Here is a 26,596-nt window from a genome sequence, read left to right on the forward strand (position 1 = left end):
TTTTTCCTTTTCCTTACAGACCTAAAGCGGAATGTTGCCGTGTTTTTTCCACGGATTTTCAAGTTGTTTGTTTTTCAGCATTCTAAGCGACGAGGCAACACGATGCCGTGTGTTATTGGGCATGATCACATCATCAATAAATCCGCGGTTACCTGCGATAAAAGGATTGGCGAAGCGTTCCTGATATTCGTCGGTACGTTTCTGGATTTTTTCCTCATCCCCTATCTCGGAGCGAAAAATAATCTCAACAGCACCTTTCGAACCCATCACCGCAATTTCAGCTGATGGCCAGGCGTAATTGACATCGCCACGCAAATGCTTTGATGACATCACGTCATAAGCACCGCCATAGGCTTTTCGGGTAATCACGGTAACTTTCGGTACCGTTGCCTCGGCGTAGGCATAAAGCAATTTTGCCCCATGTTTGATAATGCCACCATATTCCTGCGATGTTCCGGGAAGAAAGCCGGGAACATCAACCAACGTGACGATGGGAATGTTGAAACAGTCACAAAAGCGGACAAATCGAGCAGCTTTGCGCGAGCTGTCAATATCGAGGCAGCCCGCAAGAACCATGGGCTGGTTAGCGACGATACCAACAGTTTGTCCTTCCATACGCCCAAAACCAGTGATGATATTTTTAGCGAAATCAGGCTGGATTTCGAAGAAATCACCTTCATCTACCAGTTTTTCGACCAATTCCATCATGTCGTAGGGCTTATTGGCATTGCTGGGGATCAGGGTATCCAATGAGGCTTCACGGCGATCCGGATCGTCGAAACTTTTGCGAACCGGTGACGTTTCCAGATTACTGGAAGGGAGAAAATCCACCAGCCGGCGGACTTCATTGAGAACTTCAACATCATTGTCATAGGCATTATCTGCAACCGACGATTTGCTGGTATGGGTCCCTGCTCCGCCCAATTCCTCGGCCGTGACCGTTTCGTTCGTCACCGTTTTCACCACGTCCGGGCCTGTCACGAACATGTAGGAACTATCCCGAACCATAAAGATAAAATCAGTCATCGCTGGCGAGTACACAGCACCACCGGCACAGGGGCCCATGATAACCGAGATCTGCGGGACCACACCCGACGCCATAACGTTGCGCTGGAAAACCTCGGCATATCCCGCCAGACTGTCGATCCCTTCCTGGATCCGGGCTCCGCCGGAATCATTGATCCCGATCACCGGGGCTCCGACTTGAACCGCCTTGTCCATGACCTTGCAGATTTTCTTGGCATGATATTCGGAAAGTGAGCCGCCAAACACCGTGAAGTCCTGACTGAACACAAACACAAGCTTACCATTAACGGTGCCATGGCCGGTAACGACGCCGTCACCAATAACCGCTTCATTTTCCATTCCAAACTCGGTACAGCGATGCTCGACGAACATATCCCATTCTTCAAAGGAATTTTCATCAAGAAGGAGCAGGATCCGCTCTCTGGCTGTCAGTTTACCTTTGCTATGCTGCGATTCTATTCGATGCTGCCCGCCACCCAGCCGGGCTTTCGCGCGCTTTTCCTCCAGCTGCTGAATAATGTCCTGCATAATCCCTCCTTAGACTAAAATACCGCTTAACGCCAAAAAGCGCGTGCTTGCCATTAGGCTTTTTTTATTATTTTTACGGCGGATTAACGCCTCTTCATCTGCACCCCAATTTTCCATGGTATGCGTTTCGTCCAACTCGCTTATGTCAAACGCTTCACTAGCTGACAAATGACCATCCAGTACCGCCAAACTAATAACCAAGGATCCGCAAAGCGCTGTAATATTATAGAGTGGCGCAAGCGTCATGTCTTCTTGTGCATTTACGACCGCCGCCAGCTTTGCCAATTGGCTTTCATCTTGCGCGATATGGGCGATCGAGTTCGTCGTATTCAACTGTGCCCCATGTCGCGATTTTACCCAGACAAGCAACGGATCCCAAGCTGCGGATTGCTTTACAATCAGGCTTTCCGGATAGGCTGCACGATAACAAATCAGATCCGTTCCGCCATAAGCGACAATATCTTCAATGACTTTTTGCCGCTGCGTTGTCACTCGGTCAATTGCTGTCGCGGCCGCTTGCATCAACGGCATGGATGCCGGTTCTACTGTTTCTTTCTGGGCGAGCCATTCCTCGGCAATGGCCTCGGCCAATGCCTTTGTTGGCAAAGATACAAGGGATTTTGCCGGTGTTTTTATTGGCCGCTCATCAAGGAGAACCGAGTATCCCGCCTCCTCCTTACCCACGGTCACATTTTCATAAAAACGTTTCATTTTTCAGTCTGCACTCAATCCAAACCTAACAGTCGTTAGGTTTTATAACGGCTCTCTCGAAAAATGCAAGCAATCACTGAGCTTTACAACGGCAAAACAAGGTTGATCAATTCTTCAAAATCATGGATCAAATATTTGGCACCACTTTCCTGAAGCTCCTGATCGTTGTGATACCCCCAGGAAACACCTACTGCGATACATCCTGCATTCCGGGCCAGCATCATATCGTAGCTGGTATCGCCAACCATAAAGGTGTTTGCCGGCTCTGCCCCCGCATCCCGCATTGCTTTTTCCAGCATCTGCGGATGTGGCTTGCCTGGATTTTGATCAGGTGTCTGCAGCGACACGAAGAAACCTTCAAGACCATGCTGATGAACAACTGCCTTCAGGCCGCGCATGGATTTTCCGGTGGCCACCGCCATCTTGACGCCACGTCGATGCAACGCCCTTAGGGTTTCCACAGTGCCGCGAAACAGCGGCTCGTCATGATCGGGGAGTTGGCGGCGTCTGAAATAAGCTGCTTTATAGGCATCGACCAACACAGCCAGCAGTTTGGTATCCGAAGGGTCTGGCAGATACTGAAGAACGGCTTCATCGAGGTTCAAGCCAATGCAGTTACGGATAGATTGCTCGTCCGGTGACGACAATCCCTGAGTCTGGAATGCCTCCCTCATGCTCGCGACTACATTATGCTGACTATCGACGAGGGTTCCGTCACAATCAAAGACCACAAGTGTTTCGGAAGATTTTTCCGCCATCAGTAAATTCCAGAAAAAAAGTCGGCGATACAAGACCGCCGACTATAGATTTAAGTCGCTGCGCGATTAACCGCACTGGTGATCGCCCTGAGAGAAGCGGTAACAATATTGGCATGGCGCCCCACGCCAAAAACCGGCTCACCATCACCTCCACGCATTTCTACATAGGCAACAGCAACGGCATCCGCACCGAACCCCGTGGTATGCTCACGATAATCGTTGACCTTAAGATCCAGGTTATATTTATCAGTCAATGCTGACATATAAGCATCTATCGGGCCTGTTCCCACTCCCTCGACCACCGTTTCGGCTCCCGCATGCTTGATTGTCGCCGTCAATTTACGTCGTTCCGGTGCTTTTGGATCAATAGTCGTCTGATGATCAACAAACTCCACATCACCCGCTGCATTGAGATACTCACTTTCAAAGACTTCAAAAATTGACGCCGAGGATAATTCCTTTCCTGTAGCGTCTGCTATACCTTGAACGACTTTGCTCAATTCTACCTGCAAAAGCTTCGGCAACTCGATGCCATAATCCTCTTCCAGAAGATACGCAACACCGCCCTTTCCTGATTGGCTATTCACCCGGATAACCGCATCATAGTTCCGTCCCAGATCTGCAGGATCAATGGGCAGATAAGGAATTTCCCAAAGCTCACTATTGGATTTCTTAAGAGCAGAAAATCCTTTCTTAATAGCATCCTGATGGGATCCGGAAAAAGCGGTGAAGACCAGATCACCCCCATAAGGGTGACGTGGATGAACCGGCAGCTGGTTACAATATTCAACTGTTCGGACAACTTCATTGATATTGCTGAAATCCAGTTTTGGGTCAACACCTTGTGTATACATATTCATGGCAATATTGACCACGTCTACGTTTCCGGTCCGCTCACCATTCCCAAACAATGTGCCTTCAACACGGTCAGCGCCCGCCATGATACCAAATTCTGCAGCCGCAACACCGGTACCGCGGTCATTATGAGGATGTAAGCTCAATAAAATCAGATGCCGATCTGGTAAGTTCCGATGCATCCATTCAATCTGATCCGCATAAATATTGGCACTGGCCACTTCCACCGTCGCAGGGAGGTTGAAGATTATCTTATTATCTTCCGTCGGCTTCCAGATATTCATCACGGCTGTACAGACCTCACAGGCATAATCCATCTCGGTCTGTGTAAAACTTTCGGGAGAATATTCCATCTGCACATGGGTTTCCGGCATTTCATCTGCAAGCTGACGCACTAATTTCGTGCCTTCAATGGCAATTTGCTTGATACCAACTTTATCCAGATCGAAAACCACTCGTCGCTGCAAGGTTGATGTCGAATTATACAGATGGACAATCGCTTGTTTTGACCCTCGAATACTATCGAAAGTACGGCGAATTAACTCTTCACGTGCTTGTGTCAAAACCTGAATTTTGACGTCCTCAGGGATTTCCCCTTCGTCAATCAGGAATCGTACAAAATCAAAGTCGGTTTGCGATGCGGAGGGAAACCCAACTTCGATTTCCTTAAAGCCAAGCTCCACCAAATGGCGGAACATGCGCAGTTTTCTTTCGTGCCCCATGGGTTCGATCAGCGCCTGATTGCCGTCGCGTAAGTCTACGCTGCACCAGATGGGCGCTTTGTCGATCACCACAGAAGGCCATTGCCGGTCTGGCAGGTCGATTGGGGCGAACGTTTTATATTTATCGCCAGGTGTAAATGTCATTTCAATTTCCTTTTGTCTCTTACAGGCACTGCAAGCGCCTAATTCTTCATTTGTTGTTTCATGCAGCTCAATTACGGTCGCAGGAGGCTACTCAAATTCTGCGACCGCCTGGAAGTCGAGAGAGCCTCCCGGAAGTACGGCACAAATCTTCCTGCGTTACGCTGCTAAAATTTCTTGAAATGATCGACCCGAAGATCTTGGTTAAATACATAAAACTGCCTGACAAATTAGGGAATAGGACTTCGTTCGCCCCGGCACCATTTTAGAGTGCCGGGCCAATAAGTCGCAGGCCAATAAGTCGTCTTGTATTTATCATGGGTGAAAATTTATCCATTACACTCTATTAGTCAAGCTTAAAGCATGTTTTCCGCTAGTTTTGTTTTTACAGACCATGCGCCAGAAAAGGATCTTCATAATCATTCTCATGGAAATCGAGAAGCTTCCAGGTTTCCGCCATATGCTGACTAAGGGGGGCCGTTATGCTCAACTCTCCCCCGTCCGGATGGCTTATTGTGATTTCACGCGCATGAAGGTGCATTTTCTTACTCACCGCCCCGTCCAGAAACGCCTCAGAGCCGCCATACTTGCCGTCACCAACGATCGGGGTCTCAATGGCCACACAATGCACCCGCAGCTGATGTGTACGGCCTGTGACCGGCTTTAGCGCCAGCCATGAGGCCGTCTGTCCGGCAACAGCGATGACGGAATAATCCGTCACGGCTTTCTGACCCTCCCGGTCTACGACAACCTTTTCGCCATTCGCCGTGACGATTTTTCGCAAATTGAAGGAAATTGTCGCTTCATGTGGCCGCGGCACGCCGGCTACCAACGCCCAGTAAATTTTCCGGGTTGAACGGTTCCTGAAAGCTTCCGTTAAAAATTTCGCCGCCAAGCGTGTCCGGCCAATAACCAGAACACCTGATGTATCCTTGTCCAATCGGTGAACGAGCCGTGGTTTCTCCTCGTAGTCATACTGCAACCCGGCGAGTAATCCATCAATATGCCGGTTTTGCCCGCTGCCGCCCTGCACCGGAATACCTGCGGGTTTATTGAGGACAATGACTTTATCATCCATATGCAATACCATCTTACGGATATCCGCAATATCCCGATCAGACAATGTTGTATCGCGGGACCTGGAGGCCGAGCTCCCCGTCATTGGCTTATAGACACTGTCATCCAGCGGGGGGATGCGGACCGTTTGCCCCTCTTCGAGCCGCTGATTTGCCTTGGCGCGCTTTTTATCGACGCGGATGTCGCCTTTGCGTAAATGCTTTTCAAGCTGACCATGTGTCATACCAGGGAAATGGGCCTTGAACCATCGGTCAACCCGCAAATTCGCTTCGCCTTGAGATACGATTAAATGCTGTACGCGGCTCATGAAACAACCAACCTGACTAAATGAAGGCCGGCAAATAAGCCCGCAACAGATAAAATGACTGACAACAGAATATATCCAGCCGCCGACAGGGTGGCGCCCTTTTCTATCAGGAGCGCGACGTCCAGGGAAAAAGCTGAAAAAGTGGTAAAGGCTCCCAATAGGCCCGTGATCAGGAATACTCGAAGTTCCGGTGATGGCGACCAGCGCAAAACCATAAGCTCAATCAGTATCCCCATCAGTAACGATCCGAATACATTGACAAACAATGTGCCATAAGGATATCCCGGACCCAGATATCGCAGCATGATTTGCGCAACGCCGTAACGGGCACATGCCCCGAGTGCCCCACCAAGAGCGACTGATAAAAACATATTCATACTATTGTCTACTTCGCCTGCTTTTTGGCCCGAAGACGCGACCAGTATTCCAAGCGCTTTTGAATTTCACGTTCGAATCCACGCTCCACCGGCACATAATAGTTTTCCCGAGCCATTTCTTCTGGAAAATAATTCTGGCCGGAAAATCCGTCTTCGGAATTATGGTCATAGGCGTAATCTGCGCCATATCCCATATCCTTCATCATACCTGTCGGTGCATTTAATATATGCTTTGGCGGCATATGTGAACCATATTTGCGCGCAGCAGCTCTTGATAGCTTATAAGCCGCATATCCCGCATTGGATTTCGGTGCCGTCGCCAGATAGATAACGGATTGCGCTATGGCCAACTCTCCTTCCGGCGATCCCAAAAACTGAAAGGCCTCTTTTGCGGCATTTGCCTGAACTAACGCGTTGGGATCGGCCATACCGATATCTTCAACCGCAAACCGTACGAGTCGGCGCGCCAGATACAGAGGGTCTTCCCCGCCGTCCAGCATCCGTGAGAACCAGTAAAGGGCCGCATCGACATCCGAACCACGCAGGGACTTATGCAAGGCACTGATCAGATTATAGTGCCCATCCCGGTCTTTGTCATAAGCAGGTGCACGTTTTGAAATTACTTTGGACAGACCGTCAACATCCAGCACCGCCTCCCCTGAACGAAACACAGCCTCAACCATGTTCAAAAAGAAGCGTCCATCCCCGTCGGCAAGATGAACCAACGCTTCCTTCGCGTCATCCGTTAAGGGAGCCGATTTACCTTCCAACTCTTCAGCCCGCATTAGTAATGCAGTTAGCGAATCCGTGTCATGCCGCTCCAATACCAGAACCTGACAGCGCGATAGAAGCGCACCGTTCAGCTCGAAGGAAGGATTTTCGGTTGTCGCGCCAACCAGCGTAATCGTGCCATCTTCAACATACGGGAGAAAGCCATCCTGTTGAGCCCGGTTAAATCTGTGAATTTCATCGACAAATAACAAAGTTCGCTTGCCATCCTGGCGTCGAATTTTTGCGGCTTCAAATGCCTTTCGAAGATCGGCTACACCAGAGAAAACGGCAGAGATCTGCTCGAAATGCAAATCAACTTCCTGAGCCAAAAGCCGAGCAATGGTAGTTTTCCCACAGCCCGGCGGCCCCCAGAATATAATGGACGCCAGCCAGTCAGCTTCAAGCATACGGCGAAGGGGTGCCTCCCCTTTAAGCAGATGATCCTGGCCAACAACCTCATTGAGGCTTGCTGGCCGCAGTCGATCGGCCAGCGGACGACCCACGTCCTTGTTATCGCCGCTCTGATCAAACAATGAACTCACGAACTGACCCGAAAGGATAATGTTCGGCCTCTCCGGCGGATTTGTATTTCCCAGGTATTTTTCTCAGATAAAAGAACCGACTGCGCTTGCATTACCTCGGTGACCTTTTGCCCATTTACCGTGAGGAGGATATCCCGCGGTCTTAATCCATAGCGTTCTGCAATGCTGCCACGGGCAACCGATGTCACCACCACCCCACTCGCAAAAGCCGGCATACCCAGCTCAATCGCATGGGCTGGTGATAAATTACCGACTGTCGCACCGGCAAGCGGCTGAGGTCCGTTGAGCGTCATGAGATTTTTCAGCGGCTGCTCCGGCGCCGGCTTCAATAGCATGGTCACGTCCATAAGCTTACCGCTGCGGTAAATATCCAATACCGTGGGTTTGCCAAGCTCGCCTGAGGATATCCTGAAGATTAGGGCATCGAGGTTGTAAACAGGCTTTGCATCGATGGCGATGATAACATCCCCTACCCGTAAACCGGCAGCATGTGCTGCACTCAGCGGATGGACACGATTAACAAGGACACCGCCCGGTTTTTCCAGCCCTAACCCATCCGCAACATCACTGGTTACCGCCTGACCAATTGCTCCAAGCCACGGCCGGGTAACTTTACCTGTCGCCAAGCCATTTTTGAGAACGGCTCTGACAAGGTTGGAGGGAATGGCGAAGCCAATTCCCAAGGATCCCCCGTTTTTACTGAAAATCGCTGAATTAATACCAGCTAGCTTACCGTCCATTGTCAACAAGGCTCCACCGGAATTTCCAGGGTTAATTGCCGCGTCTGTTTGAATAAAAGACTGGATATCGTTACTGACGCCGGCACTTCGATCAAGCGCCGATACAATACCACTGGTCACCGTTTGTCCAACCCCGAATGGGTTACCGATTGCGATGACAAGATCGCCCACTTCCAGTGTATCTGAATCCGTAAATTCCAGAAATGGAAAAGGAGTTTCTTCCGGCTCAATCTTCAATATTGCAAGATCCGTCCGTTCGTCTTCGACAACAAGCCTGGCGTCAAATTCCCGTCGATCCTGAAGCGCCACAGTAATTTCATCAGCACCAGCAACCACATGATAGTTTGTAACGATAATGCCATTATCATCAACTATGACACCAGAACCCAAGGAATTCTGAACCTGCTCCCGGTCTTTTTTTGGTCCGAAATTCCGGCCGAAAAACCTCTTGAAAAACGGATCATCAAAAATTGTCGGATGGGATTGGGTGGCGTGCTTTTTGGTAAATATATTGACCACTGCCGGCGCCGCCTTTTTAACCAAAGGTGCAAAGGACAGCATAACTTCAGCCTGGCTTGTCGGCACCACATCTTCAGCAATACTCGACCCACCCCCGAAAGTCATCAGTGACAGGGCAAGGCATAGTCCCGTGGCGTTAATCGTGATCTTTTTCATGGTCTCCAGCTTATCCGGCAAATAATAAATACCTATCTCCATTAAGGTGAATATTTTAGCGCAGTTTTCAAGTTCCCGCTAACTCATTGCGCCTCTTCACCAAAATTTGCGAAAAAAAAGGCAGCCATTCGGCTGCCCTTTTAATTCTATGTGCGGAATGCTTAAGCGACGGCTTCAGCTTCCAAAACTTCTTCTTCGTCAGCATTCTGGTCTGGACCGGAATCCTGCCCTTTCGCATCCACGTCACGGTCAACAAGCTCAATCACACCCATTGGTGCAGCGTCACCCGTTCTAAAACCCGCTTTCAAGACCCGTGTATATCCACCGTCCCGATCAGCATAGCGTTCGCTAAGTGTTGTAAACAGTTTATCAACAGCTGACTTTTCGTTCAGCTCTGCCAATGCCTGCCGACGCGCATGCAAACCGCCGCGTTTACCCAAGGTAATCAGTTTTTCGACAATTGGACGCAGATCCTTTGCTTTTGGCAAAGTTGTCTGGATTTGCTCATGCTTGATCAGAGACGCTGCCATATTGGCAAACATCGCTTTACGATGAGAAGATGTCCGGCCGAGCTTCCGCCCAGATTTACGATGACGCATTTTTCTTACTCCACAGCAAAGGGTGCTGTTCTAAAAAGGTTCTTCCAGGCGTTTCGCCATGTCTTCAATATTCTCAGGCGGCCAATTTGGCACATCCATTCCAAGATGCAGACCCATCTGGGCCAATACTTCCTTGATTTCGTTCAAGCTCTTACGGCCGAAATTCGGTGTCCGCAGCATTTCTGCTTCTGTTTTCTGAATGAGATCGCCAATATAAACAATATTGTCGTTCTTCAAGCAGTTTGCAGACCGAACAGAAAGCTCGAGTTCGTCAACCTTACGAAGAAGATTCCGGTTAAATTCCGGCTCTTCTCGCTCTTCCTTGACGACAACCTCTTCAGGCTCGTCAAAATTGACGAACAGCTGGAATTGCTCCTGCAAAATGCGCGCGGCAAATGCGACCGAATCTTCCGGTGTAACAGTTCCGTTCGTTTCGACTTTCAATGTCAACTTATCATAGTCCAGAACCTGGCCTTCACGGGCAGCTTCAACCTTGTAGGAAACTTTCCGGACGGGGCTGTATAAGCTATCCATTGGAATAAGACCGATGGGCGCATCTTCAGGACGGTTTGCCGCACCGGCAACATATCCCTTACCCGTCTCAACATTCATTTCCATTGAGATCGTTGCACCATCGTCCAGGGTCATAAGAACCTGATCAGGATCCATTATTTCAATATCGGCACCCGTATCAATCATGCCGGCTGTAACTTCACAGGGGCCGGATGCTTTCAGAACCATCCGTTGCGGTCCTTCTGCATGGCTACGAATGGCAAGGGTTTTCAAATTCAAAACAATGTCCGTTACGTCTTCACGGACGCCGGCAATTGATGAAAACTCGTGCAATACATTATCGATTTGGATCGAGGTAATTGCAGCGCCCTGCAGACTTGATAATAATACGCGGCGCAGTGCATTACCCAATGTTAAACCGAACCCTCTTTCCAAAGGCTCGGCAACTATTGTAGCTTCCCGATCGCTCTGCTCTCCTTGCTCGACGGAGAGGTTGGCCTGGATTAGGTCTTTCCAGTTTTGCTGAATCACGGCATTGACCTCATAGCTTTGCAGGCCCACCATGGACCTGCGATTTCTTCATAACAACATAACGGATCGAATAATCCGTTTTCACAACAGGATAGCTCTCAGACGCGACGGCGTTTTGGAGGGCGGCACCCATTGTGAGGAATTGGTGATACATCCCGAATGGATGTAATATTGAACCCAACGGCCTGAAGTGCCCGTAACGCTGATTCGCGCCCAGAGCCAGGCCCCTTGACTTCAACTTCAAGTGTTTTCATCCCGTGATCCATGGCTTTTTTGCCGGCATCCTCTGCAGCAATCTGTGCTGCAAATGGTGTGGATTTACGAGAGCCTTTAAACCCTTGTGATCCGGCAGATGACCAGGCGATAGCGTTGCCCTGTGCATCCGTGATCATGATCTTTGTATTATTAAAGGTCGCACTAACATGAGCGACACCAGAAATAATATTTTTACGTTCGCGACGTTTAACGCGTGTTTTATCCCGAGCCATATTACTTCTTCTTCCCAGCAATTGCTTTCGCCGGACCCTTACGGGTACGGGCATTTGTATGCGTACGCTGTCCGCGAACGGGCAAACCGCGACGATGACGCAATCCGCGGTAACAACCGAGATCCATCAAACGTTTAATATTCATCGACGTCTGTCGACGCAGATCACCTTCAACAAGATGATCGCTATCGATAGTTTCGCGAATTTTCACTACTTCAGCATCACTCAATGCGTTTACACGCAATTCAGATGCCAATCCAACTGTGTCACAGATTTCCTTGGCCTTTGCAGGTCCAATTCCATGAATATAAGTTAGTGCAATCACAACCCGTTTATTCGTCGGGATATTTACACCAGCAATACGAGCCACGCTAGTCTCTCCTCATCACCAAAATCGGGTCGTCCTGACCCGTCGTCTCCAGCGCTTGCGGGAAGCGCGCGATTATATAATTTTGTATTACCTAGTCAACACTTTAGATTGCTTGTAACGCAGCTTCCATTTGCTGTGTCACTTCGTCAATACCGGCCATGCCATCGACTTGTTTCAAAATACCTTTACCCCGATAATAAGGAAGTAGAGGCGCCGTCTGATCGTGGTAGGCTTTAAGCCTTGAAATTACTGTCTCTGCGTTATCGTCATTGCGCCGTGTAAACTCACTGCCACCGCACTTATCGCAGATACCTTCTTTTGCCGGTTTCAAGAAACTGTCATGATAACCGGCCCCACATTTCGCACATGTATAGCGACCCGTAATACGCTCTACAAGTATGTTGTCGTCTGTTTTCATCTCAATTACGGCATTTAGCTCAAGTCCCTTGGATTTCAGCATTTCATCCAAAGCGACAGCCTGCGCATCCGTCCGCGGAAAACCGTCCAGGATGACACCGTTTTCACAGTCCGGCTCGTCCAGCCGATCTGAAATAATTCGGGTCATGATATCGTCAGATACCAGTCCGCCGCTTTCCATGACTGACTTGGCTTTAAGGCCAACCTCAGATCCCGCAGCTACAGCTGCCCGCAACATGTCCCCTGTCGAAAGCTGTACAAGACCATGTTTGTCCTGAAGTCTTTGTGCCTGTGTCCCCTTACCAGCTCCGGGAGGCCCCAAAAGTATGAGAATCATTTCCGTCGACCCCCAAGTTTTGATTTCTTCACCAGGCCTTCATATTGATGGGCAACCAGATGGCTTTGGATTTGTGCAACCGTATCCATGGTTACAGAAACAACGATCAACAAGGATGTGCCACCAAAGTAAAAAGGAACGGCCCACTGAGCGACAAGAATTTCTGGAAGAATACAAACCAGAGACAAATAAGCGGCACCAACAACGGTCAAACGGGTCAGCACATAATCAAGATATTCAGACGTCCGCTTACCTGGCCGTATGCCGGGCACAAAACCACCATGCTTTTTCAGGTTGTCAGCAGTATCATCGGGGTTGAAAACAACCGCTGTGTAGAAAAAACAGAAAAACACGATACCGGCAATATACAACATCATATAAAGCGGCTGGCCATGCCCTACCATCGCTGTCAGGGTATTCAACCATTCCGGCCCAGAACCTGCGCTGAAACTAGCCACAGTCGTCGGCATCAACAATAGTGATGAGGCAAAAATCGGCGGGATAACACCAGCGGTGTTCAACTTCAATGGTAGATGTGAGTTCTGTCCACCATACGTCTTGTTGCCCCGTTGCCGCTTCGGATATTGAATAAGAACACGTCGCTGTGCCCGTTCCATAAAGACGATAAAGGCAATCACCGCGACCGACATTATCAGCAAGACCAATATGACGATTGAGGAAAGCGCGCCTGTCCGGCCTAGTTCAAGCGTTCCAACCAAGGCACTTGGCAGTTCCGCAACAATACCGGCGAAAATAATCAATGAAATTCCGTTACCAACACCGCGTGCCGTAATCTGTTCACCAAGCCACATCAAAAAGACCGTGCCGCTGACCAGCGTAATAACCGTAATAATCCGGAAATGCATGCCCGGGTCAATCACGGCTGATTGTCCGGTTGACAAAGACATTCCTTCCAGGCCAGCTGAGATACCATATCCTTGCAGTGCCGCTAAAAACACAGTTCCGTAGCGGGTATATTGATTTATCTTCTTACGCCCCTGCTCGCCTTCTTTCTTCAATTGCGCCATTTGCGGCGAAATCGACGTCATCAATTGCATGATGATAGAAGCCGAGATATACGGCATAATATTGAGGGCAAAGATAGTCATCCGACCAAGTGCGCCCCCCGCAAACACGTCGAACATCCCCAGAATACCACCGGAATTCTGGGAAAAAACATCTGCCAAAATTGTCGGATCGACACCTGGAATAGGGATATATGTCCCGATCCGGTACACAACCAGAGCAAAGAGCGTGAACCATAACCGCTTCTTAAGTTCCGTTGCCTTTGAAAAGGCACCGAAACTCATGGTAGAAGCCATTTGTTCTGCTGCAGACGCCATTTAGAAATACTCCGGATAAAACAAAACTGAATTGCTATCCTGTTTGTGTTTGTTATTCGCTTTTTGCGGTTTCGGTAGCTGTTAAAGTAACTGTTCCGCCAGCTTTTTCAACTGCCTCGATTGCTGACTTGGACGCACCAGACACTTCAAAAGAGACTTTCGAAGTAAGCTCGCCTTTCGCCAATAACCGAACGCCATCAACGACTTTGCCTACCACACCCGCTTCTTGAAGCATTGCAATAGTGATGGTTTCTTTAGTGTTCAATTTTTTGGCATCAATCGCTTGCTGCACGCGACCAAGATTGGCAACAGCAAATTCCTTGCGGAAGATATTGTTGAAACCGCGCTTTGGCAAACGGCGATGAATGGGCATCTGGCCGCCTTCAAAACCCTTGATGGCAACACCTGACCGAGATTTTTGACCTTTTTGACCCGCGCCGGAAGTCTTACCTTTTCCGGAACCGATACCCCGACCAACCCGCATCCGATTTTTCGTCGATCCTTGGTTGTCGGCAATTTGATTTAAACGCATGTTCAATATTCCTTAAACGAAACAAGAAGAGGCAGCTTTACGCTTCCTCAACCTGTACCAGATGACTGACTTTACGGACCATGCCACGAATTGACGGTGTATCCTCAAGTACGACGGTGCGATGCATCTTGTTCAGACCCATGCCAACCAATGTTGCCCGCTGTGACTTGTGTCGTCCAATTGGGCTTCCGGTTTGAGTAACCTTGATTGTTGCCTTAGCCATCAACCTTTTCCTTTCCAGCGTCTGCACCGGCGTCAGAAGCACGGCGGCCTACAACATCAGAGACTTTTTTGCCGCGTTTTGCAGCAACCATCCGTGGAGAGTTCATTTCTTTCAAGGCTTCAAAAGTTGCCTTGACCATGTTGTACGGGTTGGATGTTCCGATGGATTTCGTCACAACATCCTGTACACCAAGAGTTTCGAAAACCGCACGCATCGGACCACCGGCGATAATTCCGGTACCGGCAGGTGCCGACCGAAGGACAACACGTCCCGCACCAAAACGTCCCTTTACGTCATGATGAAGTGTCCGGCCCTCCCGAAGGGGAACACGGATCATGTTGCGCTTCGCAGCTTCCGTGGCTTTACGAATGGCTTCAGGCACTTCACGTGCTTTACCATGGCCGTAGCCAACGCGGCCTTTTTGATCTCCGGCAACCACCAGGGCTGCGAAGCCAAACCGACGGCCACCTTTAACAACTTTAGCCACACGGTTAATGTGAACCAGCTTATCGACGAACTCTGAATCGCCTTTATCATTTTGGTCAGGTCTCAACATTGTCAATTCCCCTAGAAGGACAGCCCGCCCTCGCGGGCGGCTTCGGCAAGGGCTTTGACCCGGCCATGAAATTTGTATCCGCCGCGATCAAACGCGACTTCTTTAACGCCGGCTTTAAGCGCCCGTTCTGCAATCAGTTTACCAACTGCAGCCGCGGCATCTTTATTACCACCGCTTTTCAGCGACCCACGAAGGTCTTTTTCAAGACTAGAGGCTGACGCAAGTGTTTTACCCGCGGCATCATCGATAACCTGTACATAGATCTGTTGCAAAGTACGATGAACAGACAAGCGAAGGCTGCCATTAGATACCTTGCGAAGTCGGGTCCGGTTTCTCTGCCGACGGCGTTCGAACAATTTTTTTGTGCTAGACATGATCCGTTCCTACTTCTTCTTGCCTTCTTTACGGAAGATAAACTCGTCCGCATATTTGACACCCTTGCCTTTGTACGGCTCTGGTTTCCGATATGACCGGATAACAGCAGCCACTTGACCGACCTTCTGCTTATCCGCACCGGAAACTTCGATGCTTGTTTGCGTCGGGCACTTGATTTCAATTCCATCCGGAATAGCAAAATCCACATCATGGCTGTACCCGAGGTTCAGCTTGAGGTTTTTACCCTGAACAGCCGCACGATATCCAACGCCGACAATTTCAAGTTTCTTCGTGAAGCCCTCTGAAACACCTTCAACCAGGTTATTCAGCAATGTCCGCTGCATCCCCCACATCTGACGGCTTCGAGTGCCTTCATTCCGTGGTTTGACCCAGATTTTGTCATCTTCACGTGAAACCAAGACATCATCAACAAATGTCATCGACAAAACGCCTTTGCTGCCTTTAACCGTGATATCCTGTTCTGCGAGTTGCACATCAACACCAGAAGGGATCGTCACAGGATGCTTACCAATACGAGACATACTTCCCTCCTAGTACAACTGACAGAGAATTTCGCCGCCAACATTGGCTTCGCGAGCTTCATTATCAGAAAGAACACCATTAGGTGTGGACAAAATCGCGACACCAAGACCGTTCCGGATTGTCGGCAGGTCTTTAACGCCTGAATAAACACGACGACCTGGTTTTGACACCCGGCTGACATATTCGATAACGCCTTTACCCTGGTAATATTTCAATTCGATTGAAAGTTCAGGCTTCCCTTTTTCAGGCTCTGATACTTCGTAACCACGAATGTAACCTTCCCGTTTCAGCGCTTCCAAAACGTTCATACGCAGTTTGGAAGACGGGCTCTTTACGGAAGATTTCTGGGCTTGCTGACCGTTACGAATACGGGTCAGCATATCGCCGATAGGATCACTCATTGACATATCTGTATCTCCCTACCAGCTCGATTTAACCATGCCCGGTATCTGGCCATTGGAAGCCATGTCACGAAGACCGATACGGGATAGTTTCAATTTACGATAAACACCACGTGGGCGACCTGTAAGCTCACAACGATTGCGAGCCCGGGTTGCCGAAGAATTACGCGGTAGGGCAGCCAGTTTCAGACGCGCCGCAAAGCGCTCTTCACCTGGTAGATTTTCGTCTTTGCTGATGGCCTTAAGCTCTGCCCGTTTCGCGGCATATTTGTCGATCAAACGACGACGCTTAAGATCTCTTTCAACAGCACTTTTCTTAGCCATTTCAATTAACTCCTAGGATCAATTAATCTTGAACGGCACGCTGAAACCAGACAGAAGCTCGCGGGCTTCTTCATCTGTTCTCGCAGTGGTACAGATCACGATATCCATTCCCCGTACATCCGTAACATCATCATAATGGATTTCCGGGAAGACAATTTGCTCTTTCAGGCCCATGGCGTAGTTGCCGCGACCGTCAAAGCTTTTGGGTGAAACACCGCGGAAGTCCCGAACCCGGGGCAAGGCGATATTTACGAGCCGATCAAGAAATTCATACATTTGATTCTTGCGCAGCGTAACCTTCGCGCCGATAGGCATACCTTCACGAAGTTTAAAAGTTGCAATGGATTGCTTGGCAACTGTAACAACTGGTTTCTGACCAGAAATTTTTGCAAGCTCAGATTCAACAGATTTGATTTTCTTAGAATCAGCCACCGCTTCACCACAGCCAACATTGATGACGATTTTATCCAGTTTTGGAATCTCCATCACATTGCTGTAGCTGAATTTTTCCTGAAGCTTCGACCGAAGCTCCTCGTTATATAATGTTTTAAGTCTTGGCGCTGTCATCGACTTTTCCTTTAACTATCAATAACTTCGCCGGAGCGCTTAGCAAAGCGAACCTTCCGACCGTCATCTAGTTGTTTATAGCCAACACGAGTTGCCTTGCCGTCTTTTGGATCAAGCAGAGCAATGTTTGAAAGATGAATTGAGGCTTCTTTTTCCACAATTCCACCAGCTTCGGTCTGGCTCTGTTTCGTATGGCGCTTGACCATATTCACACCAGAGACAAAAGCGCGGCGATCTTCGCGTACAATACGAACAATCTCGCCTTGCTTGCCTTTATCCTTACCGGCAAGAACAACTACTTTGTCGCCCTTTTTCACAGCAAATTTTTCAGCCATTAGAGGACCTCCGGCGCAAGAGAAATGATTTTCATGTAATTTTTGCCACGAAGTTCACGTGTAACCGGGCCAAAAATACGGGTTCCGACGGGCTCGCCCTGCTTGTTCACTAGAACAGCCGCGTTGCTATCGAACCGGATCGCAGTGCCATCAGCACGGCGGATTTCTTTCTTAGTGCGCACGATGACAGCCCGCTGGACATCACCTTTTTTGACGCGGCCCCGCGGAATAGCTTCTTTCACAGAAACGACGATAACGTCGCCCACAGAAGCTGTCTTGCGTTTGGAGCCACCCAAAACTTTAATGCACTGCACCCGTCTCGCACCGGAATTATCGGCAACATCCAGGTTGGTTTGCATTTGAATCATAGTCGTTTACCTTTGTTTGGTACAAACTCGCTAAATTAGGCGACGTCGTATAAGACTTCCCATCGTTTCAGCTTGGAATAAGGTCGGCATTCCTGAATGCGGACAACATCCCCTTGCTTAAACTGATTTTTCTCATCATGGGCGTGGTACTTTTTAGACTGGCCTATGTATTTTTTGTAAAGCCGATGCATCACTTGACGATCAACTTTAACAACAACAGTCTGACTGTTCTTGTCGCTTACAACTGTTCCTTGCAGGATACGCTTTGGCATCGCTTTCTTCTCCTATGACGCCGCGTTCGCGGACATAACCGTTTTGATACGGGCTATGTCGCGACGGACCTGGCGTTGACGCGTCGTATTTTCCAATTGCCCGCTGGCAGCTTGGAACCGCAAATTGAACTGTTCTTTCTTGAGCTGTAACAGCTCGTCTTTCAGTTCATCGGCGCTTTTACCGAGTAATTCCTGTGCTTTCACAGCTAATCCCCTTCACCAAGACGGGTAACAAATTTCGTTTTGATCGGCAATTTTGCCGCCCCTCTTTCGAAGGCCTCTTTGGCGAGCTCTAACGGCACACCATCGAGTTCAAACATTACTTTTCCGGGCTGAATACGGACCATCCAGTACTCTGGAGACCCCTTACCTTTACCCATCCGAACTTCTGTCGGTTTCTTCGATACTGGCACATCCGGAAAAATCCGAATCCAGACGCGACCGGCACGTTTAATATGACGTGTAACTGCCCGACGAGTCGCTTCGATTTGCCGTGCCGTAATACGTCCAGGCTCAACAGCTTTCAGACCATACGCGCCGAAGTTCAGCGTTGTACCTGAAGTTGCTATTCCCTTCAAGCGCCCTTTATGCGCTTTACGAAATTTTGTGCGCTTCGGTTGAAGCATGAGATCACCCCTTTACCTTAATTCCGACGACCACCGGGACGTCCGGCAGGACGATTGCCCGCTGGGCGGCCACCGGCCTGTTGTTTTTCTTGCAGCTTATCTTGGGCCATTGGATCATGTTCCATGATTTCGCCCTTGTAGATCCACACCTTGATTCCGATGATCCCATATGTGGTCAACGCACGCGCTGTTCCATAATCAATGTTGGCACGCAATGTGTGCAACGGCACCCGACCTTCACGATACCATTCTGTTCGGGCAATTTCAGCACCGCCCAGACGACCTGCACAGTTGATCCGGATACCTTCCGCACCAAGCCGCAACGCAGACTGAACCGCCCGCTTCATTGCCCGCCGATAAGAAACACGCCGCGTCAACTGCTGACCGATATTCTCGGCAACCAGTTTTGCATCAATTTCAGGCTTGCGGATCTCAACGATATTCAAATGAACATCAGATGCTGTGATCTTGGCAATCGCCGCCCGCAATTTTTCGATATCAGCGCCCTTTTTACCGATAATCACACCGGGGCGGGCTGAATGAATAGTAACGCGTGCCTTTTTCGCCGGGCGCTCGATGACTATTTTACTGACACCAGCCTGCTCCAGCTGCTTTTCAAGAAACTCGCGAATACGAACATCTTCATGCAACAGCTGCGCATAATCATTCTTTGCATACCAACGGGAATCCCAAGTACGGTTGATCCCGACCCGCAGGCCAATTGGATTTACTTTTTGACCCATTATTCTTGCTCCTCGCGTTCACGCACAACGATCGTGATATTGCTGAAGGGTTTCAGGATTGGGCTTGAGCGCCCTCGTCCCCGTGGTCTCATCCGCTTCATGACTAATGACTTACCAACATGCGCTTCTGCTACGACCAGCTGGTCAACATCCAACTGATGGTTATTTTCTGCATTGGCAATTGCAGACTGAAGAACCTTCTTTACGTCGCGTGCAATTGCCCGCTTGGAGAAAGTAAGTTCAGAAAGCGCAGCTTCCGCAGATTTACCGCGAATAAGTCCGGCGACAAGATTAAGTTTCTGAGGACTAACGCGGATACGATTGCCGATGGCAAGCGCTTCCGTGTCTTTCAGTTGCCGTTGAAGAGACTGTTTACCCATGATTAGTTTCTCCGAGCCTTTTTATCGGCCGTATGACCGTAATATGTCCGCGAGGGAGAAAATTCCCCAAACTTATGCCCCACCATGTCCTCATCAACCAGGACAGGAACGAATTTCTGACCGTTATAAACACCAAAAGTCAGGCCCACAAATTGCGGGAGGATCGTCGACCGGCGAGACCAGGTCTTGATAACTTGTTTTCTGCCACTGTCGCGCGCTGTCTCTGCTTTCTTGAGCAGATATCCATCGACGAAGGGACCTTTCCATACTGAACGTGCCATTGGGCGCTCCTACTTCTTCCGCTTTTGCGGACGGCGCCGCATGATCATTTTATCGGTGGACTTGTTCGAACGTGTCCGCTTACCCTTTGTTGGTACACCCCAAGGTGTAACCGGATGGCGACCGCCTGAAGTCCGGCCTTCACCACCACCATGTGGATGGTCAACCGGGTTCATGGCAACACCACGAACAGACGGACGCTTACCGAGCCAGCGGCTGCGGCCCGCTTTCGCAAGCTTGATGTTTTTCTGATCCGGATTGGACACGGCGCCAACTGTTGCCATGCATTCTGCAGGAACAATCCGCTGCTCACCAGACGCCAAACGTAACTGAGCGTAACCGGCATCTTTACCAATCAACTGAACATATGTTCCTGCTGACCGAGCCATCTGCCCGCCCTTGCCCGGTTTCATTTCCACGTTATGGATAATCGTACCAACCGGCATATTCTTCATCGGCATCGCGTTGCCCGGCTTGATATCGACGCTTTCACCCGAAATCACTTTGTCTCCGGCAGAAACACGCTGCGGAGCCAAAATATAAGCCTGCTCACCATCTTCATACCGGATAAGGGCAATGAATGCTGTCCGGTTTGGGTCATATTCCAACCGCTCAACAGTTGCCGAGACGTCAAACTTGCGACGCTTGAAATCCACAAGACGGTAGGATCGTTTATGTCCGCCACCGCGACGACGCGCAGTAATCCGGCCATAGTTATTCCGACCACCAGAGCTTGAAAGTCCCTCTGTCAGGGCTTTGACCGGTTTTCCCTTATGCAGGTCTGAACGATCAACAAGGATCAATCCACGCTGCGAGGGTGTCGTCGGTTTGTAATTCTTCAACGCCATTGTTTATATCCCCGTCGTCACATCGATGGCCTGGCCCTCTGCGAGGGTGACCACTGCCTTCTTGTAATCAGACCGCTTGCCAAGACGACCCCGAAAACGCTTTACCTTACCTTTAGTCCGGTTGGTATTGACGTTCATCACCTTCACATCAAACAGCTTCTCAACAGCTTGCTTGATCTGAGGCTTGGTCGCATCGAGAGCAACACGAAACGTGACCTGATTAAATTCCGACCCCATTGTGGACTTTTCAGTAACCACGGGAGCCAGCAGGACATCATATAAGTTTTCCTGGTTCATTTCAGTCGTGCCTCCAGGCTTTCTACTGCACTTTTCGTCAACACAAGAACATCACGGCGCAGGATGTCATAAACATTTGCCCCGTTAGAGGTCAACAAATCCACTCGCGGCAGATTGCGTGCTGACAATGCGAAGTTCTTATCCATTTCCAGACCATCAACAATCAATGTTGAATCCCAGCCCAGAGTTTTAAATTTTCCAGCCATGACTTTCGTCTTAACGTCTTTGGCTTTCAGCTCATCAATGATGATCAGCTTTCCTTCAGCATGTTTCGCAGACAATGCCGTTTTCAATGCAAGCTTCCGCACTTTCTTCGGCAGGTCAATTGCATGACTGCGCACAACCGGGCCATGAGCAACACCGCCGCCACGTTGGTGCGGAGCGCGCTTTTGACCTTGCCGTGCCCGGCCAGTACCTTTTTGGTTGAACGGTTTTGCACCTGTACCGGAAACTTCGGCAACACCCTTGATCTTGTGGGTGCCTGACCGGCGTCCAGCCAGTTGGTACTTTACCATTCTCTGGAGCAGATCCGCACGCGGAGCCAATCCAAAAACCTCGTCAGCCAGTTCAATATCACCGGCCTTCTTGTTGTCGAGGTTAATTACGTTCACCTTCATTCCAACATTCCCTATTCTTCAGCCGTTGTATCGGTTGCTGGTGTTTCCTCGGCCGGTGTATCAGCAGGCGCTACATCTTCTGCAGGCGCTGCTTCAGAGGCCGTTGTCGCAACAGCGGCCGGAAATGGCGCGTTGTCAGGACGGTTTTTCTTGACGGCATCGGCGATAAAAACCCAGGAACCTTTCGATCCGGGTACAGCGCCCCGAACCAGGACAAGACCACGTTCGACATCAGTCTGCACGATCCGCAGGTTTTGGGTTGTGACCCGTACCGCACCCATGTGACCAGCCATCTTCTTACCTTTGAAGACTTTTCCAGGATCCTGACACTGACCGGTAGATCCATGTGCCCGATGAGATACAGACACACCATGTGTTGCCCGCATACCACCAAAGTTATGCCGTTTCATGGCACCGGCAAAACCTTTACCGATACTCGTTCCAACGACGTCAACAAACTGGTCAGCGACAAAATGATCTGCTGTCAGCTCGGATCCAACATCGACGAAGGCGTCATCCTGGATACGAAATTCAGCAAGTTTCATTTTCGGCTCGACTTCGGCTTTCGCATAATGTCCACGCATTGCTTTATTGACATTTTTTACCTTGGCTTTGCCGACACCCAGCTGCATGGCGTTATAACCATGAGTTTCCGTCTTGCGATGAGCAACAACCTGACAATTTTCAACTTCGAGGACAGTGCAGGGTAACTGCATGCCATCGTCTGAAAAGACCCGGGTCATTCCCAATTTTTTTGCGATCAATCCACTACGCATCTGACTTACCCCAACAACTTAATGGACACGTCGACACCAGCGGCGAGATCCAGTTTCATAAGTGCGTCCACCGTCTGCGGAGTTGGTTCGACGATATCCAGGAGACGTTTATGTGTCCGGATTTCGAACTGCTCACGTGATTTCTTGTCAATATGCGGACCCCGAAGGACCGTATATTTATCAATATGCGTTGGCAGTGGAATTGGACCACGAACCTGGGCGCCAGTGCGCTTGGCCGTATTAACAATTTCACCTGTCGATGCATCAAGAACACGATGATCATACGCTTTAAGGCGGATGCGGATATTTTGGTTTTCCATTACTCTGGTCACTCCAGAAGAGAAACAAAGCAGCCCCGAAGGGCTGCAAAAATAGTCTTATTTAGAAACGCTTGCGACGACGCCGGCACCGACGGTCCGGCCACCTTCGCGAATAGCGAAACGCAGGCCTTCATCCATGGCAATCGGCGCAATCAACTCAACGTCCATTGTTACATTGTCGCCCGGCATCACCATCTCCGTGCCCGACGGCAGGGAAACAACACCGGTTACATCTGTTGTCCGGAAGTAAAACTGCGGACGGTAGTTGGTAAAGAACGGTGTATGACGCCCGCCTTCATCTTTCGTCAGAATGTAGGCTTCTGCCTTGAAGTTCGTATGCGGGGTGATCGATCCCGGCTTCGCCAGAACCTGGCCACGCTCAACATCTTCACGCTTCGTACCCCGAAGAAGAACACCAACGTTATCGCCGGCCTCTCCGCGGTCCAGAAGCTTGCGGAACATTTCAACACCTGTACAAGTCGTCTTCGTTGTATCCCGGATACCGATGATCTCAACTTCTTCACCGACATTCACAACGCCGCTTTCAATACGACCGGTCACAACCGTGCCCCGACCGGAAATCGAAAACACATCTTCGATCGGCATCAAGAAAGCCTTGTCAATTTCACGCTCAGGCTGAGGAATGTACTCATCAACCGCCGCCATCAGCTTCATGATCGCGTCCGCGCCGATTTCAGGGTCACGGCCTTCAAGCGCTGCCAGGGCAGAACCGGCAACAATCGGAATATCGTCTCCAGGGAATTCATACTCGGAAAGCAATTCCCGGATTTCCATTTCAACAAGCTCCAGAAGCTCTTCGTCGTCAACCTGGTCAACCTTGTTCATGAACACCACTAGCGCCGGAACACCAACCTGACGCGCAAGCAGGATATGCTCCCGTGTCTGTGGCATCGGTCCGTCCGCGGCAGACACAACCAAAATCGCCCCATCCATCTGCGCCGCGCCCGTGATCATGTTCTTCACATAATCCGCATGGCCCGGGCAATCAACATGGGCGTAATGACGCGCATCCGTCTCATATTCAACATGCGCTGTCGAAATCGTAATCCCACGCGCCTTCTCTTCAGGCGCCTTGTCAATTTCGTCAAACGCAAACGCTGCACCGCCACTCGCGTCCGCAAGAACTTTCGTAATCGCCGCCGTCAGCGTCGTCTTACCATGGTCAACATGACCAATCGTTCCTATGTTACAATGCGGTTTACTACGATCAAATTTCTCTTTGGCCATTTTATCTCTCCGTTTTCTCCGGCTGCCTCAGCTCTTCAATTACGCCAACTTCGCCAGAACTTCATCTGATACGTGTTGTGGCACTTGTTCATAATGGTCGAATACCATGCTAAAGGTTGCACGCCCCTGGGTCTGAGACCGAAGGTTGTTCACATAGCCAAACATGTTGGCCAGTGGCACCATTGCATTCACTACTTGCGCGACACCGCGCTGTTCTGTTCCGGTCACCTGACCACGACGACTGTTCAAGTCGCCCATTACGTCACCGATATACTCATCCGGTGTAACGATCTCGACTTTCATAAGCGGCTCGAGAAGGCGCAGTCCGGCTTTACGCGCGATTTCACGCATGGCTGAACGACCGGCGATTTCAAATGCCATCACAGAACTATCAACATCATGATACGCTCCGTCGATCAGTTTCACATCAACATCGATAAGCGGGAAACCGGCAAGAACACCTGTCTCAACGATGTCTTTTACGCCTTTTTGAACGCCCGGAATGTATTCCTTAGGAACAGCACCACCGGTAATCGTGTCATCAAAGGTAAATCCAGCACCTGGCTCACCTGGTTTCACAACCAGTTTAATCCGGGCAAACTGGCCGGAACCACCAGATTGTTTCTTATGCGTGTAATCCAGCTCAGCTTCTTGCGTGATACTCTCACGGTACGCAACCTGCGGCGCCCCAATATTCGCCTCAACACCAAATTCCCGCTTCATGCGATCCACGATGATGTCCAAATGCAGCTCACCCATTCCCTTGATAATGGTCTGACCGCTTTCGTAATCACTGGTCACCCGGAAAGAGGGATCTTCCTGAGCCAGACGGTTCAAGGCAACACCCATTTTTTCCTGGTCTGTCTTTGTCTTAGGCTCAACCGCAATTTCAATCACTGGCTCTGGGAATTCCATACGTTCCAGAATAACCGGCTTATTGGAGTCACACAGGGTATCCCCTGTCGTTGTTCCTTTAAGACCTGCAATCGCGACGATATCGCCTGCGCGGGCTTCTTTAACATCTTCCCGGCTGTTTGCATGCATCTGCAGCATCCGGCCAACACGTTCACGATTATTTTTCACAGAATTCAGTGTTTGTGTACCGGCCTCAAGAACACCGGAATAAACACGAACGAAGGTCAACGATCCAACAAATGGATCCGTCATTACCTTAAAGGCCAGGCCTGCGAAAGGCTCGTCATCCGAAGGAAGACGCTTGATGTCTTCATCCGTCTTCACGTCAACACCGTCGGTACCACCGATATCAATCGGCGACGGCATAAAGTCAATCACGGCATCAAGAAGCGGCTGCACACCTTTGTTTTTAAAGGCTGTTCCTGTAAGAACCGGCACAAAAGATCCGGCCAGGGTCCCTGCACGAATGCAGCGACGAAGCGTATCCGCATCTGGCTCGTTCCCTTCAAGATAGGCTTCCAGAACTGCTTCATCGGATTCAATGGCTGTCTCAACCATTGCTTCGTGATATTCGGCAGCCTTATCCGCAAGGTCAGGGCGAATGTCGCGATACTCAAAAGCCGCGCCCATTTCTTCGCCGGTCCAGACAATTTCCTGCATCCGGATCAGGTCAACAACGCCTTCAAACTCTGCTTCCGACCCAATCGGCAATTGCAGAACAAGCGGGACAGCACCCAAGCGTGTCTTGAACATATCTACACATTTGTAGAAATCAGCACCGGTACGATCCATCTTGTTGACGAAACACATACGCGGCACCCGGTATTTATCCGCCTGACGCCAAACTGTTTCGGATTGCGGCTCAACACCAGCAACACCGTCAAATACAGCGACGGCACCGTCAAGCACCCGAAGGGACCGCTCTACTTCAATTGTGAAGTCAACATGGCCAGGTGTATCGATGATATTGATCCGATGATCATTCCAAAAGCAAGTCGTCGCAGCAGACGTAATTGTAATACCCCGCTCCTGCTCCTGCTCCATCCAATCCATCGTGGCCGCGCCGTCATGGACTTCACCAATTTTGTGCGACACACCTGTGTAATACAGAATGCGCTCTGTTGTTGTCGTCTTACCTGCATCAATATGGGCCATAATCCCAATATTGCGGTAATCTTCGATGGGCGTTGTGCGTGCCATATCCGAAATCCTAGCCTAAACTT

37 protein-coding genes are annotated in these 26,596 nt (G+C 49.8%); all 37 read right to left on the minus strand.

Annotation, left to right across the window (positions count from 1 at the left end):
- Window positions 1-21 precede the first annotated feature (21 nt).
- The gene (locus NBZ79_RS13740) at window positions 22-1,554 is read right to left on the minus strand and encodes an acyl-CoA carboxylase subunit beta (protein WP_251933048.1); all 1,533 of its coding nucleotides are present in this window, start codon (window positions 1,552-1,554) and stop codon (window positions 22-24) included.
- Window positions 1,555-1,563: 9 nt separating this feature from the next.
- Complete coding sequence (locus tag NBZ79_RS13745; protein ID WP_251933049.1) at window positions 1,564-2,265, minus strand: ATP12 family chaperone protein; 702 nt, start codon at window positions 2,263-2,265, stop codon at window positions 1,564-1,566.
- A gap of 83 nt (window positions 2,266-2,348) precedes the next feature.
- Complete coding sequence (locus NBZ79_RS13750) at window positions 2,349-3,023, minus strand: HAD-IA family hydrolase (protein ID WP_251933050.1); 675 nt, start codon at window positions 3,021-3,023, stop codon at window positions 2,349-2,351.
- Window positions 3,024-3,073: 50 nt separating this feature from the next.
- Window positions 3,074-4,744 carry a 2-isopropylmalate synthase gene (gene leuA / locus NBZ79_RS13755; RefSeq protein ID WP_251933052.1) on the minus strand — a complete coding sequence of 557 codons (1,671 nt, stop codon included), beginning with the start codon at window positions 4,742-4,744 and terminating at the stop codon, window positions 3,074-3,076.
- Window positions 4,745-5,126: 382 nt separating this feature from the next.
- Window positions 5,127-6,125 (minus strand): RluA family pseudouridine synthase, encoded by a 999-nt coding sequence (locus NBZ79_RS13760; protein ID WP_251933053.1) that lies wholly within the window; start codon window positions 6,123-6,125, stop codon window positions 5,127-5,129.
- Entirely contained in the window at window positions 6,122-6,502 is a 381-nt protein-coding gene (crcB, locus tag NBZ79_RS13765) for a fluoride efflux transporter CrcB (protein ID WP_251933054.1), read from the minus strand. Before crcB ends, NBZ79_RS13760 begins: the two co-directional genes overlap by 4 nt.
- 8 nt (window positions 6,503-6,510) lie before the next feature.
- Complete coding sequence (locus tag NBZ79_RS13770; protein WP_251933055.1) at window positions 6,511-7,815, minus strand: replication-associated recombination protein A; 1,305 nt, start codon at window positions 7,813-7,815, stop codon at window positions 6,511-6,513.
- Entirely contained in the window at window positions 7,812-9,230 is a 1,419-nt protein-coding gene (locus tag NBZ79_RS13775; protein WP_251933056.1) for a DegQ family serine endoprotease, read from the minus strand. Before NBZ79_RS13775 ends, NBZ79_RS13770 begins: the two co-directional genes overlap by 4 nt.
- A 161-nt stretch (window positions 9,231-9,391) precedes the next feature.
- Complete coding sequence (gene rplQ / locus NBZ79_RS13780) at window positions 9,392-9,829, minus strand: 50S ribosomal protein L17 (RefSeq protein WP_251933057.1); 438 nt, start codon at window positions 9,827-9,829, stop codon at window positions 9,392-9,394.
- 30 nt (window positions 9,830-9,859) lie between these two features.
- Entirely contained in the window at window positions 9,860-10,906 is a 1,047-nt protein-coding gene (locus NBZ79_RS13785) for a DNA-directed RNA polymerase subunit alpha (protein WP_251933059.1), read from the minus strand.
- A 65-nt stretch (window positions 10,907-10,971) separates the two neighbouring features.
- Window positions 10,972-11,361 (minus strand): 30S ribosomal protein S11, encoded by a 390-nt coding sequence (rpsK, locus tag NBZ79_RS13790; RefSeq protein ID WP_251933060.1) that lies wholly within the window; start codon window positions 11,359-11,361, stop codon window positions 10,972-10,974.
- 1 nt (window position 11,362) lies between these two features.
- The gene (gene rpsM / locus NBZ79_RS13795) at window positions 11,363-11,731 is read right to left on the minus strand and encodes a 30S ribosomal protein S13 (protein ID WP_251933061.1); all 369 of its coding nucleotides are present in this window, start codon (window positions 11,729-11,731) and stop codon (window positions 11,363-11,365) included.
- A gap of 103 nt (window positions 11,732-11,834) precedes the next feature.
- The gene (locus tag NBZ79_RS13800; protein ID WP_251933063.1) at window positions 11,835-12,485 is read right to left on the minus strand and encodes an adenylate kinase; all 651 of its coding nucleotides are present in this window, start codon (window positions 12,483-12,485) and stop codon (window positions 11,835-11,837) included.
- A complete protein-coding gene (gene secY, locus NBZ79_RS13805) occupies window positions 12,482-13,828 on the minus strand; it encodes a preprotein translocase subunit SecY (RefSeq protein ID WP_420854540.1) in 1,347 nt (448 codons plus the stop codon). The genes NBZ79_RS13800 and secY overlap by 4 nt, the downstream gene beginning before the upstream one ends.
- A 52-nt stretch (window positions 13,829-13,880) precedes the next feature.
- The gene (gene rplO, locus NBZ79_RS13810) at window positions 13,881-14,360 is read right to left on the minus strand and encodes a 50S ribosomal protein L15 (protein ID WP_251933065.1); all 480 of its coding nucleotides are present in this window, start codon (window positions 14,358-14,360) and stop codon (window positions 13,881-13,883) included.
- Window positions 14,361-14,397: 37 nt separating this feature from the next.
- A complete protein-coding gene (rpmD, locus tag NBZ79_RS13815; protein WP_251933066.1) occupies window positions 14,398-14,583 on the minus strand; it encodes a 50S ribosomal protein L30 in 186 nt (61 codons plus the stop codon).
- A complete protein-coding gene (gene rpsE, locus NBZ79_RS13820; protein ID WP_251933068.1) occupies window positions 14,576-15,139 on the minus strand; it encodes a 30S ribosomal protein S5 in 564 nt (187 codons plus the stop codon). Before rpsE ends, rpmD begins: the two co-directional genes overlap by 8 nt.
- 11 nt (window positions 15,140-15,150) lie before the next feature.
- Window positions 15,151-15,513 (minus strand): 50S ribosomal protein L18, encoded by a 363-nt coding sequence (gene rplR / locus NBZ79_RS13825; protein ID WP_251933069.1) that lies wholly within the window; start codon window positions 15,511-15,513, stop codon window positions 15,151-15,153.
- A gap of 9 nt (window positions 15,514-15,522) precedes the next feature.
- On the minus strand, window positions 15,523-16,056 hold the full coding sequence (gene rplF, locus NBZ79_RS13830) for a 50S ribosomal protein L6 (RefSeq protein ID WP_251933071.1): 534 nt from the start codon (window positions 16,054-16,056) through the stop codon (window positions 15,523-15,525).
- Between the two features lie 9 nt (window positions 16,057-16,065).
- Entirely contained in the window at window positions 16,066-16,464 is a 399-nt protein-coding gene (rpsH, locus tag NBZ79_RS13835) for a 30S ribosomal protein S8 (RefSeq protein WP_251933073.1), read from the minus strand.
- 12 nt (window positions 16,465-16,476) lie between these two features.
- Window positions 16,477-16,782 carry a 30S ribosomal protein S14 gene (rpsN, locus tag NBZ79_RS13840; protein ID WP_251933075.1) on the minus strand — a complete coding sequence of 102 codons (306 nt, stop codon included), beginning with the start codon at window positions 16,780-16,782 and terminating at the stop codon, window positions 16,477-16,479.
- A gap of 18 nt (window positions 16,783-16,800) precedes the next feature.
- The gene (rplE, locus tag NBZ79_RS13845; RefSeq protein WP_251933077.1) at window positions 16,801-17,349 is read right to left on the minus strand and encodes a 50S ribosomal protein L5; all 549 of its coding nucleotides are present in this window, start codon (window positions 17,347-17,349) and stop codon (window positions 16,801-16,803) included.
- Between the two features lie 11 nt (window positions 17,350-17,360).
- Window positions 17,361-17,684: a 50S ribosomal protein L24 gene (gene rplX, locus NBZ79_RS13850; RefSeq protein WP_251933079.1), complete on the minus strand. Its 324-nt coding sequence runs from the start codon at window positions 17,682-17,684 to the stop codon at window positions 17,361-17,363.
- On the minus strand, window positions 17,684-18,052 hold the full coding sequence (gene rplN / locus NBZ79_RS13855; protein WP_251933080.1) for a 50S ribosomal protein L14: 369 nt from the start codon (window positions 18,050-18,052) through the stop codon (window positions 17,684-17,686). Before rplN ends, rplX begins: the two co-directional genes overlap by 1 nt.
- 35 nt (window positions 18,053-18,087) lie before the next feature.
- Window positions 18,088-18,324: a 30S ribosomal protein S17 gene (gene rpsQ / locus NBZ79_RS13860; protein ID WP_251933081.1), complete on the minus strand. Its 237-nt coding sequence runs from the start codon at window positions 18,322-18,324 to the stop codon at window positions 18,088-18,090.
- 12 nt (window positions 18,325-18,336) lie between these two features.
- Complete coding sequence (rpmC, locus tag NBZ79_RS13865; protein WP_251933083.1) at window positions 18,337-18,528, minus strand: 50S ribosomal protein L29; 192 nt, start codon at window positions 18,526-18,528, stop codon at window positions 18,337-18,339.
- A 2-nt stretch (window positions 18,529-18,530) separates the two neighbouring features.
- Window positions 18,531-18,950 (minus strand): 50S ribosomal protein L16, encoded by a 420-nt coding sequence (gene rplP, locus NBZ79_RS13870; RefSeq protein WP_251933084.1) that lies wholly within the window; start codon window positions 18,948-18,950, stop codon window positions 18,531-18,533.
- A gap of 17 nt (window positions 18,951-18,967) precedes the next feature.
- Complete coding sequence (gene rpsC / locus NBZ79_RS13875) at window positions 18,968-19,693, minus strand: 30S ribosomal protein S3 (protein WP_251933086.1); 726 nt, start codon at window positions 19,691-19,693, stop codon at window positions 18,968-18,970.
- On the minus strand, window positions 19,693-20,073 hold the full coding sequence (gene rplV / locus NBZ79_RS13880; protein ID WP_251933087.1) for a 50S ribosomal protein L22: 381 nt from the start codon (window positions 20,071-20,073) through the stop codon (window positions 19,693-19,695). The genes rpsC and rplV overlap by 1 nt, the downstream gene beginning before the upstream one ends.
- Before the next feature lie 2 nt (window positions 20,074-20,075).
- On the minus strand, window positions 20,076-20,354 hold the full coding sequence (gene rpsS, locus NBZ79_RS13885) for a 30S ribosomal protein S19 (protein WP_251933088.1): 279 nt from the start codon (window positions 20,352-20,354) through the stop codon (window positions 20,076-20,078).
- A gap of 9 nt (window positions 20,355-20,363) precedes the next feature.
- A complete protein-coding gene (rplB, locus tag NBZ79_RS13890; protein ID WP_251933089.1) occupies window positions 20,364-21,200 on the minus strand; it encodes a 50S ribosomal protein L2 in 837 nt (278 codons plus the stop codon).
- A 3-nt stretch (window positions 21,201-21,203) separates the two neighbouring features.
- On the minus strand, window positions 21,204-21,497 hold the full coding sequence (locus NBZ79_RS13895) for a 50S ribosomal protein L23 (RefSeq protein ID WP_251933090.1): 294 nt from the start codon (window positions 21,495-21,497) through the stop codon (window positions 21,204-21,206).
- The gene (rplD, locus tag NBZ79_RS13900) at window positions 21,494-22,114 is read right to left on the minus strand and encodes a 50S ribosomal protein L4 (protein WP_251933091.1); all 621 of its coding nucleotides are present in this window, start codon (window positions 22,112-22,114) and stop codon (window positions 21,494-21,496) included. The genes NBZ79_RS13895 and rplD overlap by 4 nt, the downstream gene beginning before the upstream one ends.
- A gap of 11 nt (window positions 22,115-22,125) precedes the next feature.
- Window positions 22,126-22,890 carry a 50S ribosomal protein L3 gene (rplC, locus tag NBZ79_RS13905; protein WP_420854541.1) on the minus strand — a complete coding sequence of 255 codons (765 nt, stop codon included), beginning with the start codon at window positions 22,888-22,890 and terminating at the stop codon, window positions 22,126-22,128.
- A gap of 5 nt (window positions 22,891-22,895) precedes the next feature.
- Complete coding sequence (gene rpsJ / locus NBZ79_RS13910; RefSeq protein WP_161315724.1) at window positions 22,896-23,210, minus strand: 30S ribosomal protein S10; 315 nt, start codon at window positions 23,208-23,210, stop codon at window positions 22,896-22,898.
- A gap of 57 nt (window positions 23,211-23,267) precedes the next feature.
- Entirely contained in the window at window positions 23,268-24,458 is a 1,191-nt protein-coding gene (gene tuf, locus NBZ79_RS13915) for an elongation factor Tu (RefSeq protein ID WP_251933092.1), read from the minus strand.
- Between the two features lie 39 nt (window positions 24,459-24,497).
- Window positions 24,498-26,573, minus strand: a complete 2,076-nt coding sequence (gene fusA / locus NBZ79_RS13920; protein ID WP_251933093.1) for an elongation factor G — start codon at window positions 26,571-26,573, stop codon at window positions 24,498-24,500.
- Window positions 26,574-26,596: the final 23 nt, after the last annotated feature.

It is taken from the genome of Sneathiella marina, assembly GCF_023746535.1.
In the GTDB taxonomy this organism is placed as follows: Bacteria; Pseudomonadota; Alphaproteobacteria; order Sneathiellales; family Sneathiellaceae; genus Sneathiella; species Sneathiella marina.

Bases quoted from the DNA above. Each gene is read 5' to 3' on its own strand.
- NBZ79_RS13760 (WP_251933053.1), bottom strand. From the start codon at position 6,125: ATGAGCCGCGTACAGCATTTAATCGTATCTCAAGGCGAAGCGAATTTG.
- NBZ79_RS13740 (WP_251933048.1), bottom strand. From the start codon at position 1,554: ATGCAGGACATTATTCAGCAGCTGGAGGAAAAGCGCGCGAAAGCCCGG.
- tuf (WP_251933092.1), bottom strand. From the start codon at position 24,458: ATGGCCAAAGAGAAATTTGATCGTAGTAAACCGCATTGTAACATAGGA.
- NBZ79_RS13800 (WP_251933063.1), bottom strand. From the start codon at position 12,485: ATGATTCTCATACTTTTGGGGCCTCCCGGAGCTGGTAAGGGGACACAG.
- rplR (WP_251933069.1), bottom strand. From the start codon at position 15,513: ATGTCTAGCACAAAAAAATTGTTCGAACGCCGTCGGCAGAGAAACCGG.
- rplQ (WP_251933057.1), bottom strand. From the start codon at position 9,829: ATGCGTCATCGTAAATCTGGGCGGAAGCTCGGCCGGACATCTTCTCAT.
- rplV (WP_251933087.1), bottom strand. From the start codon at position 20,073: ATGGGTAAACAGTCTCTTCAACGGCAACTGAAAGACACGGAAGCGCTT.
- fusA (WP_251933093.1), bottom strand. From the start codon at position 26,573: ATGGCACGCACAACGCCCATCGAAGATTACCGCAATATTGGGATTATG.
- NBZ79_RS13895 (WP_251933090.1), bottom strand. From the start codon at position 21,497: ATGAACCAGGAAAACTTATATGATGTCCTGCTGGCTCCCGTGGTTACT.
- rpsN (WP_251933075.1), bottom strand. From the start codon at position 16,782: ATGGCTAAGAAAAGTGCTGTTGAAAGAGATCTTAAGCGTCGTCGTTTG.
- NBZ79_RS13775 (WP_251933056.1), bottom strand. From the start codon at position 9,230: ATGAAAAAGATCACGATTAACGCCACGGGACTATGCCTTGCCCTGTCA.
- rplE (WP_251933077.1), bottom strand. From the start codon at position 17,349: ATGACAGCGCCAAGACTTAAAACATTATATAACGAGGAGCTTCGGTCG.
- crcB (WP_251933054.1), bottom strand. From the start codon at position 6,502: ATGAATATGTTTTTATCAGTCGCTCTTGGTGGGGCACTCGGGGCATGT.
- rplB (WP_251933089.1), bottom strand. From the start codon at position 21,200: ATGGCGTTGAAGAATTACAAACCGACGACACCCTCGCAGCGTGGATTG.
- NBZ79_RS13750 (WP_251933050.1), bottom strand. From the start codon at position 3,023: ATGGCGGAAAAATCTTCCGAAACACTTGTGGTCTTTGATTGTGACGGA.
- rpsJ (WP_161315724.1), bottom strand. From the start codon at position 23,210: ATGGAAAACCAAAATATCCGCATCCGCCTTAAAGCGTATGATCATCGT.
- rplX (WP_251933079.1), bottom strand. From the start codon at position 17,684: ATGGCTGAAAAATTTGCTGTGAAAAAGGGCGACAAAGTAGTTGTTCTT.
- rpsE (WP_251933068.1), bottom strand. From the start codon at position 15,139: ATGTTGAGACCTGACCAAAATGATAAAGGCGATTCAGAGTTCGTCGAT.
- rpmD (WP_251933066.1), bottom strand. From the start codon at position 14,583: ATGGCTAAGGCAACAATCAAGGTTACTCAAACCGGAAGCCCAATTGGA.
- rpsK (WP_251933060.1), bottom strand. From the start codon at position 11,361: ATGGCTCGGGATAAAACACGCGTTAAACGTCGCGAACGTAAAAATATT.
- rpsQ (WP_251933081.1), bottom strand. From the start codon at position 18,324: ATGCCAAAGCGTATCCTGCAAGGAACAGTTGTAAGCGACAAGAACAGT.
- NBZ79_RS13785 (WP_251933059.1), bottom strand. From the start codon at position 10,906: ATGGTGGGCCTGCAAAGCTATGAGGTCAATGCCGTGATTCAGCAAAAC.
- rpsC (WP_251933086.1), bottom strand. From the start codon at position 19,693: ATGGGTCAAAAAGTAAATCCAATTGGCCTGCGGGTCGGGATCAACCGT.
- rplP (WP_251933084.1), bottom strand. From the start codon at position 18,950: ATGCTTCAACCGAAGCGCACAAAATTTCGTAAAGCGCATAAAGGGCGC.
- leuA (WP_251933052.1), bottom strand. From the start codon at position 4,744: ATGACATTTACACCTGGCGATAAATATAAAACGTTCGCCCCAATCGAC.
- rpsS (WP_251933088.1), bottom strand. From the start codon at position 20,354: ATGGCACGTTCAGTATGGAAAGGTCCCTTCGTCGATGGATATCTGCTC.
- rplO (WP_251933065.1), bottom strand. From the start codon at position 14,360: ATGCGTTTAAATCAAATTGCCGACAACCAAGGATCGACGAAAAATCGG.
- rplN (WP_251933080.1), bottom strand. From the start codon at position 18,052: ATGATTCAAATGCAAACCAACCTGGATGTTGCCGATAATTCCGGTGCG.
- rplC (WP_420854541.1), bottom strand. From the start codon at position 22,890: ATGCGTAGTGGATTGATCGCAAAAAAATTGGGAATGACCCGGGTCTTT.
- NBZ79_RS13745 (WP_251933049.1), bottom strand. From the start codon at position 2,265: ATGAAACGTTTTTATGAAAATGTGACCGTGGGTAAGGAGGAGGCGGGA.
- rplF (WP_251933071.1), bottom strand. From the start codon at position 16,056: ATGTCTCGTATTGGTAAGCATCCTGTGACGATCCCTTCTGGTGTTGAT.
- secY (WP_420854540.1), bottom strand. From the start codon at position 13,828: ATGGCGTCTGCAGCAGAACAAATGGCTTCTACCATGAGTTTCGGTGCC.
- rpsH (WP_251933073.1), bottom strand. From the start codon at position 16,464: ATGTCAATGAGTGATCCTATCGGCGATATGCTGACCCGTATTCGTAAC.
- rplD (WP_251933091.1), bottom strand. From the start codon at position 22,114: ATGAAGGTGAACGTAATTAACCTCGACAACAAGAAGGCCGGTGATATT.